Origin of the sequence: Lactobacillus panisapium (assembly GCF_019469265.1) — a bacterium.
In the GTDB taxonomy this organism is placed as follows: Bacteria; Bacillota; Bacilli; order Lactobacillales; family Lactobacillaceae; genus Lactobacillus; species Lactobacillus panisapium.
The window spans coordinates 1923156-1936436 of sequence record NZ_CP048268.1 but is presented as its reverse complement, the minus strand read 5'-3'; the positions used below and the strand labels follow the sequence as shown (position 1 = coordinate 1936436).

8 protein-coding genes and 1 pseudogene are annotated in these 13281 nt (G+C 36.5%); 4 read left to right on the top strand and 5 right to left on the bottom strand.

Translation table 11 applies throughout. The annotated features are described in order from the left end of the window. Positions 1-14: 14 nt before the first annotated feature. Positions 15-797 (bottom strand): DUF6612 family protein, encoded by a 783-nt coding sequence (locus GYM71_RS09150; protein WP_220220231.1) that lies wholly within the window; start codon positions 795-797, stop codon positions 15-17. A gap of 127 nt (positions 798-924) precedes the next feature. Continuing rightward, entirely contained in the window at positions 925-1728 is an 804-nt protein-coding gene (locus GYM71_RS09145) for a hypothetical protein (RefSeq protein WP_220220230.1), read from the bottom strand. A gap of 157 nt (positions 1729-1885) precedes the next feature. Between GYM71_RS09145 and GYM71_RS09140 the strand changes: the two genes are divergently transcribed. Both GYM71_RS09140 and GYM71_RS09135 read left to right on the top strand, forming a co-directional pair. Continuing rightward, complete coding sequence (locus GYM71_RS09140; protein WP_103752988.1) at positions 1886-2578, top strand: 2,3-diphosphoglycerate-dependent phosphoglycerate mutase; 693 nt, start codon at positions 1886-1888, stop codon at positions 2576-2578. Positions 2579-3004: 426 nt separating this feature from the next. Then, on the top strand, positions 3005-6676 hold the full coding sequence (locus GYM71_RS09135) for a DUF1542 domain-containing protein (RefSeq protein ID WP_220220229.1): 3672 nt from the start codon (positions 3005-3007) through the stop codon (positions 6674-6676). Positions 6677-6822: 146 nt separating this feature from the next. Here the strand turns inward: GYM71_RS09135 and GYM71_RS10510 are convergent, their stop codons facing one another. Next, positions 6823-7005: an AraC family transcriptional regulator gene (locus GYM71_RS10510; protein WP_220220228.1), complete on the bottom strand. Its 183-nt coding sequence runs from the start codon at positions 7003-7005 to the stop codon at positions 6823-6825. A gap of 111 nt (positions 7006-7116) precedes the next feature. Between GYM71_RS10510 and GYM71_RS09125 the strand changes: the two genes are divergently transcribed. Together GYM71_RS09125 and GYM71_RS09120 are read left to right on the top strand one after the other, a co-directional pair. Continuing rightward, entirely contained in the window at positions 7117-7284 is a 168-nt protein-coding gene (locus tag GYM71_RS09125; RefSeq protein WP_220220227.1) for a hypothetical protein, read from the top strand. Positions 7285-7931: 647 nt separating this feature from the next. Then, a complete protein-coding gene (locus tag GYM71_RS09120; protein ID WP_220220226.1) occupies positions 7932-10766 on the top strand; it encodes an SLAP domain-containing protein in 2835 nt (944 codons plus the stop codon). A 202-nt stretch (positions 10767-10968) separates the two neighbouring features. Here the strand turns inward: GYM71_RS09120 and GYM71_RS09115 are convergent. After that, positions 10969-11373 (bottom strand): annotated as a pseudogene (locus tag GYM71_RS09115) (transposase); the annotation flags it as partial. Between the two features lie 91 nt (positions 11374-11464). Beyond that, positions 11465-13279, bottom strand: a complete 1815-nt coding sequence (lepA, locus tag GYM71_RS09110; RefSeq protein WP_220220225.1) for a translation elongation factor 4 — start codon at positions 13277-13279, stop codon at positions 11465-11467. Positions 13280-13281 lie beyond the last annotated feature (2 nt).

The window sequence follows — 13281 nt, the reverse complement described above, 5'->3', positions numbered from 1 at the left end:
CATATGCTAATAAGCTACTTGTCAGTTTTAACCGGGACAGCATTTTTAACATCATCTGGCAAAGCTAAATTACCGTATTCGTTAAAGTGACTAAAAGTTTCGCTGATCTTGATTGTCGGGCCTTTCTTAAGCTTAGCGGTGGTCTTGCTTTGTGCACTTACTACTTTTTGATCGGTTAAAGTAAAGTTTAGCTTGATCTTGCCAATCTTCACGTTCTTAGCGAAAGATTTGATATCTGTGTTTTTAATTTCGTTTTTCAAGATGACTTGCATAACTGGCTTGACATATTTTTGGCCATTAATCGAGCCGGTTAATTGGTAGACGCCCTTTTTATGTGTTAATTTACCGTTCTTCTCTAAATTTTTAAAAATTGACTTTGTTAGTTTGACAAGTGGCTTTTGCCCCGTAAGGTCATTAAGCAGCGTTTGATAATCATCTGGCACTGTTTCATATTCCCATTTATTCTTATTAAAGTTGTAAAGGCGGTTATTCTTACCGTCGACCCAGATACTTACCTTGTCTTTATGCCTACCATCTTTAATCGTTCCAGTTTCGTTTACTAACTGGCTGGTATTGTTAAAATAGGCGTCAATTGTTACTGTTGCTTTGTCCTTTTTAAGTAAAGTGGTCGTGGTTGAATGCAATTTACCGCTGTCTTGCTTATTATTATTGTCTTTTATGATTGCGACTGCCTGCTTTTTGGTCATAGCGGCGGCGACCGGTTGAGCTTGACTTAGACCACCGGCAAATAGTGTAAAAGTCAGTAATATCGAAGAGATCATCTTTTTGGTTTTCATCGGAGTACTCCTTTTTTAATCTTACTTAATTTTATTTTAAGGACTATTTTACTCTATATTTAATTTTATTGTTTTAAGTTTTACTAAAAAAGCATTATTTCATAGTGAAATAATGCTTGGTACTTAATTATTTTTTCTTATTTGCTTTGGGTAAAGGCTTAGCATCTAGAGCGTTTGATGGCAACTTGAGAAAATCACGGCTGCCAATATTAGCATAGCTTTGACCGGCACTTAATCTCATCAGCTTACCAATCTTTAAGTTGACATTGTACTTGAAGGTAGCAAGTTTATTACCTTTAACTACAAGCTTAACGGTCATGTCTTGGAATTTACCTGCCTTAGCCAATTTATTGTAAATTTTCTGTTGTTGCTGGCTCTGGGTATTGGTTTGAAAAATAGGAGCAACGGCTGCTTTCATTACTTCTTTATCAGTAATCTTAGCTGTTAACGTGTAGGTTCTGCCGCTTCGCTTCATTTGATATGCGTTAATGAGCTTAGAAGGTGGATCCATTAACATTTCGTTATTAAGAATGGCATCAAGCAAGTCGGCATACGTGTGACCAGTTGTTTTCGCAACTTCTGCTTTATACCAAGTACTTTGACCGTTGATATATAGATTTCCCGTATTGCTGATCCACTCATCCATGCTGTGGGAATTCTTTTTGCTTTGATTATTTTCAGTCTGATAATTTAAATGAAAAACTGTTGGGTCGCCACCGAAAGTAAAGTTTGAAGCTACAACTTGACTGGAAGTGTCAGTTCTAAGGTTAACAACTTGCTTAGCTTGACCACTTTTAAAAGTTTTCTGAGCTTTTTTAATCACCTGGGTTTTGGTTAAAATAGGTTCAGCTTGCTTTTTTTGTTTAGAGCAACCACCGGAAATTAGTGCCGCTACAACGCCCATACTTAGCAATAATTTTTTAAATTTCATTTTGGTTAGATATTCACTTTCCTTATAGTCATAATATTATCTATTGTATCGTAAAATAAAGATTAAAAAAATGATTTTTAATCTTAAACCCTATGAAAACAAAATCTAAATGTGTAAAATAGTAAGTGAAGCTTTTAATTTGCAAAGGAGATATTTCATGTCGAAATTAGTTTTAATCCGTCACGGACAAAGTGAATGGAACCTTGAAAACAAGTTCACTGGTTGGATTGATGTTGACTTGTCAGAAAAAGGTGTTGAAGAAGCAAAGAATGCAGGTAAGTTAATTAAGGAACACGGTCTTAAATTTGACCAAGCTTATACCTCAGTTTTAACTCGTGCGATTAAGACTTTGCACTTCGCTTTGGAAGAAAGCGACCAACTCTGGGTTCCAGAAACTAAGTCTTGGAGATTAAATGAACGTCATTACGGTGGTTTGCAAGGTTTGAACAAGAAGGCAACTGCTGACAAATATGGTGACGAACAAGTTCACATTTGGCGTCGTTCATACGATGTTTTGCCACCAAAAATTGAAGATGATTCAGAATTTAGTCAAGTACATGACCGTCGTTATGCAGATCTTGACCCGAACATCATCCCACGGACAGAAAACCTTAAGGTTTGTCTTGAAAGAGTTATGCCATTCTGGGAAGATCACATTGCTCCAGACTTATTAGCTGGAAAGAATGTCATTATTGCTGCTCACGGTAACTCACTTCGTGCTTTAACCAAGTACATTGAAAACATTTCTGATGCTGACATCATGAACTTGGAAATGAAGACTGGTGAACCAGTGGTTTACACCTTCGATGAAAAATTAAACGTAACTAACAAAGAAAAGTTAGACGATTAATTTAAAGTTTAATAACTAAAACAAAAAGTCATTTTGGAAGAAATTCTAAAATGGCTTTTTTGCTTGAATTGGTTTTACCGGTACCTATGTTCTTGGCCTTTTAGTGACTTCCTAAAAACTTTTTAAGTCTGCATCTTTTTACGCGTAATATTATAATATTTAAATATATTATATAAATTACTTTAATCTTGATTAATGAATTAATTGTGGGTTGGGTTCAATAATACCAACTGGATTAATCAATTTTAACCTAAGAACAATATCTTGATTATTATTTACCTGTTTTTTAAAACTATATTATTTTTTTTTTTTTTTGTATATAGTGTTCCGAAGATTGAGTTTTAGCATTATGATTAATGAAAATGCTTTTAGTAACAGTAGTTAAAAGCAAGTGTGTAATAAAAATATGAGTGAAAGGTTTAAAAAATGAATAAAAACAATTCGTATAAAAAAGTAATTGTTTCGCTATCGGGTGCAGCATTATTAACGGTTGGGCTTAGTCAGATGCCTAATAACGTGTTAAATAATACGCCTGTTCAGGTTAGTGCCGCTAAAAAGAGTAAGGTAATTGGTGCCAATTCTGCTATTTATAGACTAAAAGGCAAGAAAATGGTCAAGACCGGTACTGTTCTTAAAGTGGGCAAAAAGGTCAGTGTTTCAAGCAAGAAGACTGTCAAAGGCAAAGTTTACTATAAAATTGGCAAGAACCAATATATCAAGGCTGTAAATGTTGATGGCAAGAGCCGTAACACCGCTAAAAAGACAGTTTTATATACTCGTAAAGGTAAAGCTATAAAGAGCAGTAAAATCGCTAAAGGTCAAAAAGTAACAATTTATGGTGCAGCAGTAACCATCAAGGGTAAGAAGTATTACTCAACTAAGTTAGGTTATATTAAAGCAAGTGCTTTGGCTAAGAAGGAGCCGGCAATTGATAATAATGATGTCGAAAAGCCAAACGAAAACACTACAACCCCAACTGATAAACCTGATTCAGGTAATAATACAGCTTCAACTAATAATTCTAATTCAACCAGTGTACCTAGTACTGGTGGCTCAAGCTCAACAAGTCCAAGCGTTCCAACAGTAGATCCTGCTTTGCAACCAGCTAAGGATGATGCTGTCAAAGACATTAAAAAGGCACAAGATGATGCTGTTAACTTAGTTAAGAGTAGTCCACTAACAGATGATGAAAAGCAAACAGCCATCAATCAAATTGAAGATATTGTTAAGGCCGCTTTAGGTGAGCAAAAAGATGGTAAGAGTGGCTCAATTAATGATGCTAAAACTGTAGCTGACGTTAAGAAGGCCAAGGATGAAGCGACAGCAAAATGTGAATTAGTTGGAAACCAAATAGTTTCAAATGACTTAGCAAAACAGGAGGGCGATTTTGTAACCAAGGCCGTAGCCAAGATGGATGACGGTGACGCTAAGACGGCAGCACCAGATAAAATTGCTAAAGCTGTAAAAGATGCTAAAGACGCAATTACAAGTGCTAAATCGCAAGCTGATCTTGATAAGGCAGAAGCTGATTTCCAAAATGCCCTTAATGATGCAGTACCATTTGCTAAGCAGCAAGAATATGCTATTGACACAATTAATAATGCGGTCAAAACAGCTAAAGACGAAATTAATAACGATGACTGGATGTCAGAAGATGAAAAGAATGCAACACTTTCTGAAATTGACACTGTTGTTAAATTAGCTTTAGGTGAAAAGAAAGACGGCACTAGTGGTGATGTTCATGATGCCACAACAACGAGTGATATTTTCACAGCCATGAACACTGTCTTAGCTACTTGCAGAGCAAAACAAATTAGTGACTCACTAAAGAAGAAGCAAGAAGCAGCTATCGAAAGCATTAATGCTAAAGCTACAGAAGCCAAAAACAAAATTGATGATAATAAGAACTTGGCAAAGGCCCAACAGGATAAGGCTAAAGAAGATATTGATAAAGCAGTAAAAGATGCAACCGATGAAAAGACTGGTACAGTTAACGCTGCTAAAACTGCTGATGACGTTACAAAAGCCGAGAATGCTGCGACTAATGCAATTAACGACGCAGTAAATAAAGCAAATGATGAAGCTAATAAGAATTTGCTAGATGCTAAGAATAAAGCTGTTGGTAAGATCAAAGATATGGCTAAAGAAGCCCAAGACAAAATTGCTGGTAATAAGAACTTAACAGAAGAGCAACAAAAAATAGCGATTGATAAGATTACTGAATTAGTAGATAAAGCAACCGATGAAAAGACTGGTACAGTTAACGCTGCTAAAACTACCGATGATGTTACAACAGCTGAGAATAATGCGACTGATGCAATTAACAACACAGTAAAAGATACAGACGCAACAGCTGATAAGAATTTACAAGATGCTAAGGATAAAGCTGTTGGTAAGATCAAAGATGCAGCTAAAGAAGCTCAAGACAAAATTGCTGGCAATAAGAACTTAACAGATGAGCAACAAAGTAAGGCTAAAGAAGATATTGATAAAGCAGTAAAAGATGCAACCGACGAAAAGACTGGTGCAGTTAATGCTGCTAAAACTATTGATGATGTTACAACAGCTGAGAATGCAGCAACTTCCGCAATTAACAAAGCAGTAAAAGATGCAAAAGATGAATCTGATAAGAGTCTGCAAGATGCTAAGGATACAGCTGTCAAAGAAATTAAAGAAACCCAAGATGATGTTGTTAACTCAATCAAGAGTAGTCCATTAACGGATGATGAAAAGCAAACAGCCGTCAATCAAATTGAAGATATTGTTAAGGCCGCTTTAGGTGAGCAAAAAGATGGTAAGAGCGGCGCAATTAATGATACTAAAACTGTAGCTGACGTTAAAAAGGTCGTAGACGAAACAAAAGCAAAATGTGAATTAGTTGGAAACCAGATAGTTTCGAATGACTTGGTAAAACAGGAAGGCGATTTTGTAAAGGATGCCGTAGCCAAAATGGATGACGGTGACGCTAAGACGGTAGCACCAGATAAAATTGCTAAAGCAGTAAAAGCTGCTAATGACGCAATTGCAAGTGCTAAATCGCAAGCTGATCTTGACAAGGCAGAAACCGATTTCCAAAATGCACTTAACGATGTAGTACCATTTGCTAAGCAGCAAGAATATGCTAAGGACACAATCAATAGTGCAGTTACAGATGCTAAGGCAGCAATCAATAACGATACCACTTTATCAAAAGATGAAAAGGATGAGGCACTTTCTGAAATTGACGCTGTTTCTAACGCAGCTTTAGTTGCCCATAAAGACGATACTAATGATGGTGATAATGTTAGCCATAATATTTATGATGCCAAAACAACGAGTGACATTCTCTCATCAGTAAATATGGTTTTAGCTACTTGCAAAGCACGGCAGACTGATAGTTCATTAAAAGAGCAGAAGGATGGAGCTATTAAGGAAATTAACCAAGCAGCTGACGACGCAATTCAGGCAGTTACTGACACGCCTGCATCAACAGAAAATAAGCGAGCAGCTGTTGATAGAATTAATGCTATCGTTAAGAATGCATTGGGCGAACAAAAAGATGGTTTAACTGGTGATATCCATGATGCGATGTCAGAAGATGAAATTAATACCATTAAAGAACAAGTTACTAAGGCATGTAAATTTGAAGGAAAGAAATTAGCTTCGAGTGAATTAGTAAGTCAAGTGTCAGACTTTGCTTCTAAGTCTGTTGCCAAGATGGACGATGGTGACGCTAAGACGGCAGCACCAGATAAAATTGCTAAAGCTGCTAAAACAGCTAAAGATGCAATTACAAGTGCTAAATCGCAAGCAGAGCTTGACAAGGCAGAGACAGATTTCCAAAATGCACTTAACGATGCAGTACCATTTGCTAAGCAACAAGCATATACTGTTGATTCAATTAATAATGCAGTTAAGACAGCTAAGGATAAGATTAATAATGATGGGTTACTAACTGATTCTGATAAAAAAGAGAAACTTGCCCAGATTGATGCTGTAGTTAAGGCAGCTTTGGGCGACCAAAAAGACGGTACTAGCGGTGACGTTCACGATGCTACAACTACAAACGATCTTTTACTAGCTCAAAACTCCGTTATCACTGTATGCAATCAAATCTAATGAATTAAGAAGTAATTCTGTTTTAAAAATTCGAATTAGTAAAAATAATTTTAATATCAAGTATTGCTAAGAGAACTTGATATCTAGCACTAGGCCATTTTGGCCTAGTGCTTTTTGTATGCTCAGAACTGTGTACTAGGTAGAGCTTATTCTTTGAGTAGCCAATTTAAATCTGCATCATTCGTAGAACGAATTTTTTTATAATAATGACGATATTCGGTTGGCGTACAATTCTCTTTTTTCTTAAACTTTTGATAAAAATAAGTTGAATTAGAAACATTTACGTTATCAAGAATTTCCTGAATAGGAAGATCCGAACTTAATAACATGTAATTGATATTATTTTAATTTTTTCTCTAAAACCAATGCTTAAATGTCATGGCTTAGCCGATTTAGCTAATTCAAATGCACAATTAGATGCTTCTAAGAATAGACAGTCAATGGTAGAACTTTTTGGTGCATATGGCTGGGCAGAAGGATTGCCATTAGTGAAATATCTTGCCAATCACATGATGGTAAGAGGAATTAATCATTTAAAAAAGCTTGCGGAAAAAGAAATTGATCATTGGGATCTAGAAAATTATGCTGGTAAAACTATTTATACATAAGTAATTAATTTAAAATCCTTATCTTCAAAAATTGTGATTAATTTAGGACAATTGGGTGAAATTGCTCAGTTTAGTATAAATAACAAAACAGTAAGAAAAAACAATTAAGCAAAATCAAAGCTTCGATGTTACACCCTTTTTAAAATTAGATCAAAATAAAATCACAGTAGAAGTAATTAATAATCTTGCTACTAAAATTTAAGATCCAGAAACTCAATTTAGTGCTCTTGGAACTGCAGGATTACTTGGACCAGTTAAGCTTAAATTTTTCAATAACTAAGATAAAAAAGTCATTTTAGAAAAGATCCTAAATTGGCTTTTTTGCTTGGGTTAGTTTTGCTTTTATCTAGGTGCGTTACCTTGTTGCCATTTTTTAAAATTAAGCACAAAAATATTTTAAATTAGTTACTTTAATATAAATAACATATTAGAAGTGAGCCGGATAGAGTAAGACCAAATTTATTAGTTTATATTACAATCTATATATTTGTAAATTACTTACTTTTTACATATTTATTAATTTTAAATTTATATTTATATATAGTATTAAATAACTAGAGACTTAGTACTATGATTAATTTGAATACTTTTAGTAATAGTAGTTAAAAGCAAGTGTGTAATAAAATTATGAATGAAGGGATTAAAAAATGAATAAAAACAATTTGTATAAAAAATTAATTGTTTCGGTATCAGGAGCAGCATTATTAACGGTTGGGCTAGGTCAGATGCCTAATAATGTTTTGAATAATATGCCTGTTGAGGTTAGTGCTGCTAAAAAGACCAAGGTAATTGGTGCTAATTCTGCTATTTATAGACTAAAAGGCAAGAAAATGGTCAAGACCAGTACGGTTCTTAAAGTAGGTAAAAAAGTCAGAGTTTCAAACAAGAAGACCGTAAAGGGCAAAGTTTACTATAAAATTGGCAAGAATCAATATATCAAGGCTGTAAATGTTGATGGTAAAAAACGCAAAGCAGCTAAGAAGACAGTTTTATACACTCGTAAAGGTAAAGTTATAAAGAACAGCAAGATTGTTAAAGGGCAAAAAGTAACAATTTATGGTGCAGCGGTAACCATCAAGGGTAAGAAGTACTACTCAACTAGGTTAGGTTATATTAAAGCAAGTACTTTGGCTAAGAAGAAACCAGCCGTTAATAATGAGGTTGAAAAGCCAAACGAAAATAATACAACTCCAACTGATAAACCTGATTCAGGTAATAACACAGCTTCAGCTAATAATTCTAATTCAACCAGTGTACCTAGTACTGGTGGCTCAAGCTCAACAGGTCCAAGCGTTCCAACGATAGATTATGTAAAAGCAGCTAAAGATCAAGCTGTCGAAGACATCAAAAAGGCACAAGATGATGCTGTTAACTTAGTTAAGAGTAGTCCATTAACGGATAATGAAAAAAATACTGCCACCAAACAAATTGACGAAATTGTTAAGGCCGCTTTAGGTGAGCAAAAAGATGGTAAGAGTGGCTCAATTAATGATGCTAAAACTGTAGCTGACGTTAAGAAGGCCAAGGATGAAGCGACAGCAAAATGTGAATTAGTTGGAAACCAAATAGTTTCAAATGACTTAGCAAAACAGGAGGGCGATTTTGTAACCAAGGCCGTAGCCAAGATGGATGACGGTGACGCTAAGACGGCAGCACCAGATAAAATTGCTAAAGCTGTAAAAGATGCTAAAGACGCAATTACAAGTGCTAAATCGCAAGCTGATCTTGATAAGGCAGAAGCTGATTTCCAAAATGCCCTTAATGATGCAGTACCATTTGCTAAGCAGCAAGAATATGCTATTGACACAATTAATAATGCGGTCAAAACAGCTAAAGACGAAATTAATAACGATGACTGGATGTCAGAAGATGAAAAGAATGCAACACTTTCTGAAATTGACACTGTTGTTAAATTAGCTTTAGGTGAAAAGAAAGACGGCACTAGTGGTGATGTTCATGATGCCACAACAACGAGTGATATTTATACAGCCGTAAACACTGTCTTAGCTACTTGCAGAGCAAAACAAATTAGTGACTCACTACTAAAGAAACAACAAGAAGCAGCTATCAAAGAAATTAACCAAGCAGCTGATGATGCAATTCAAGCAGTTAAAGACACGCCTGCATCAGCAGAAAATAAACAAGCAGCTATCGATAGAATTAATGCTATTGTTAAGAATGCATTGGGTGAGCAAAAAGATGGCTCAACAGGTGATATCCATGATGCCAAATCTGGAAGTGAAGTTATCGTAATTAAGAATAAGGCTATCAATGCATGTAAATTAGAAGAAGATAAATTGACTTCTAGTGAACTTGTAAGCCAAGTGTCAGACTTTGCTTCTAAATCCGCTACAAAGATGGACGATGGTGATGCTAAGACGGCAGCACCAGATAAAATTACTAAAGCTGCTAAAACAGCTAAAGACGCAATTGCAAGTGCTAAATCGCAAGCTGATCTTGACAAAGCAGAAGCTGATTTCCAAAATGCACTTAACGATGCAGTACCATTTGCTAAGCAGCAAGAATATGCTGTTGATACAATTAAAAAAGCAGCTGAAGACGCTAAGACAGCAATCAATAATAATACTACTCTATCAAAAGATGAAAAGGATGAGGCACTTTCTGAAATTGACGCTGTTGTTAAAGTGGCTTTAGGTGAAAAGCAAGATGGCACTAGCGGTGATGTTCATGATGCCAAAACAACGAGTGACATTTATACAGCCGTAAATATGGTTTTAGCTACTTGCAAAGCACGGCAGACTGATAGTTCATTAAAAGAGCAGAAGGATGGAGCTATTAAGGAAATTAACCAAGCAGCTGACAACGCAATTCAGGCAGTTACTGACACGCCTGCATCAACAGAAAATAAACAAGCAGCTGTTGATAGAATTAATGCTATCGTTAAGAATGCATTGGGCGAACAAAAAGATGGTTTAACTGGTGATATCCATGATGCGATGTCAGAAGATGAAATTAATACCATTAAAGACCAAGTTACTAAGGCATGTAAATTAGAAGGAAAGAAATTAGCTTCGAGTGAATTAGTAAGTCAAGTGTCAGACTTTGCTTCTAAGTCTGTTGCCAAGATGGACGATGGTGACGCTAAGACGGCAGCACCAGCTAAAATTACTAAAGCTGCTAAAACAGCTAAAGATGCAATTACAAGTGCTAAATCGCAAGCAGAGCTTGACAAGGCAGAGGCAGATTTCCAAAGTGCTCTTAACGATGCAGTACCATTTGCTAAGCAACAAGCATATACTGTTGACTTAATTAATAATGCAGTTAAAGCAGCTAAGGATAAAATTAAGAATGACGGGGTGCTAACTGATTCTGATAAGGAAGAGAAACTTGCCCAGATTGATGCAGTAGTTAAGGCAGCTTTAGGTGACCAAAAAGACGGTACTAGCGGTGACGTTCACGATGCTACAACTACAAACGATCTTTTACTAGCTCAAAACTCCGTTATCACTGTATGCAATTAAATCTAATGAATTAAGAAGTAATTCTGTTTTAAAAATTCGAATTAGTAAAAATAATTTTAATATCAAGTATTACTAAGAGAGTTTGATATCTAGCACTAGGCCATTTTGGCCTAGTGCTTTTTTTGTTGCAGTATTTTCAAGCAAAATAAATTGTTTTAAAACAGTTTATTATTTTAGACGAGAAAAAGAGTCTGGGAAGAAACTAGCTCTTTAAGCAAAAAAAGAAGCAGCCAAAACACTGAAAAAAGTGTTTTAGTTGCTTTTTGCTTCTTTCTGCCCGCCAAAGTTGACTATTAGGACCACTCCTTTGCCAATATTTTTTCAAATTCATGGTCATTAACATTAATCCTAGATCATTTTCAACTTTTGCTTGTCCTCTTAGGTGGACCCGGCGCATGCCAAATACGTTCTTCAAATGGCCAAAGACCGGTTCTACATCAATCTTGCGTTGACCATAAATCCGTTTGCCGGTTTTACTTTGAAGAGCTGCTTGGACCTGGGCTTTGAAGTACTGCCAGGTGGGATTGTAATTGAGCTGGCGCTGGCGCCCGCTGGGCGTTTTAGCTAGAGCAGTTTTGGCCGCATTTAGCTGAAACTCATCTGCTTCTTTGAACAAATATTATGCCAAAATTTTGGCAATGATTATTTTTGTTGACTCATAGCTTGGTAAAAACTATGCCAGTTATTTTGGCGTTTTTTTAATTTTCTGAATCTAAATTTAACACTGCGTCAAATACGCTTTGAGGAAGTTTAATATCACTGCGGGCTGCTTGTCGTTTGTTCAAACTTTGTCTGCGCAATAGTTGTTGCTTTTTGGAAATGCTGCGCTTTTCACCGTTAACTGCTGCATTTTTACGCAAGGGCGGAACGTCAACTCTGGCAATTGCTTTGTTTTCCACAATTGCTTGCACAGGCATTGGGTAAAGTCTTCGCGGAACGGTGTACTTTAATTTTTCCACTAGTTTATGTGCTATTTGGGCAGCATTTTGTCGTGGAACCAAGATATCCAATGCATCTACCGGAGCGTAATTGATTTGAATCTGAATTTTGACTACGTCAACTAGTTCAAAGTCAAGAAATTCAGTATCCAAGGTAGCATAACCATGCGTAATTGACTTAAGGCTGTTGAAAAAGTTATAGGCGATTTCGGAAACAGGCAACTTATAGGTAAGTGTGACTAGTTCCTGTTGATTATCTAAATCCACCATTTCACCAAAATGCTGTTCACATAACTTCATAACCGCACCTAAATAGTCATTGGGAGTTGTTATTACGGCTTTAACGTAAGACTCAGTGACGTAATCAATTTTCGCAAAGTCGGGAAACTTGGCCGGATTTGTAATGGTTAAATACTCTTTTCTGGCATCGGGCTCTTTGAGGTAAACGTGGTAAGTAGCGTTGGGAGCGGTGGTCAAGACCTCAACATTATATTCATCATGCAACCGTTCTTGGATGATCTGTAAATGGAAAATTCCTAAAAAACCGCAACGAAATCCCGCATCTAGGGCTTCTGACTGCTCTGGCGTGTAATGAAAAGCTGCATCGTTAAGAGCTAATTTACTAATAGCTTGCTTTAGTGCTTCATAACTTGTTCCCTCTTTAGGATAAAGCCCCGCATAAACCATTGACTGTGGTGGTTGAAAGTTAGGTAAGGCCTCTTGGGTGGGATGCTCAAAGTCTGTGATGGTTTCGCCCACCTGAATGGCATTGATGTCCTTGAGTCCAGTAACCAAATAGCCTACTTCACCAGTTTTTAGGGTTTTAACTGCTTGCATGTTAGGACGATAGATTCCGACAGTCTGGGCAGTGAATGTGCTATTTTCATTCATCAGCAATAATTTTTGTCCCGCTTGCAACTGACCCGCAATCAGCCTAATTTCCGCAATAATACCTTGGTAAGGATCGTATTGGGAATCAAAAACTAAAGCTTTTAGTGCTTGGTCATTGCCTTCAGCTGGTGCGGGAATTCGCTGATAAATAGCCTCAAGAACTTGGTGAACATTTTGTCCGGTTTTAGCAGAAATTTTTAAGATCTCGGTATCTTTAAATTCTGGTCGAAGTGCCCGCAATTGTGCTTCGGTAGCTGCAATATCGGCTGAAGCACTATCGATCTTATTAATGACGGGAATAATTGTGAGTTTGTGTTTAACAGCCAGTCGAAGGTTGGCAATCGTTTGTGCCTGCACTCCTTGGGTTGCATCTACTAGTAAAATTGCACCATCGGTAGCCGCCAAGCTCTTTGAAACTTCGTAGGAAAAATCAACATGGCCTGGCGTATCAATTAGGTTGTATTCATATTCTTGACCATCATCACCATGGTAAAAATTGCGGACAGAGCGTGATTTAACGGTTACTCCATGTGCCTGTTCAACTTCCATGCTATCCAAAAGCTGCGCACTAAGTTCACGTTCACTAACCGTTTCTGTTTGTTCCATAATGCGATCAGCCAAAGTAGATTTACCGTGGTCAATATGGGCAATAATCGCAAAGTTTCTAATATTTGCAGTTTTCATTT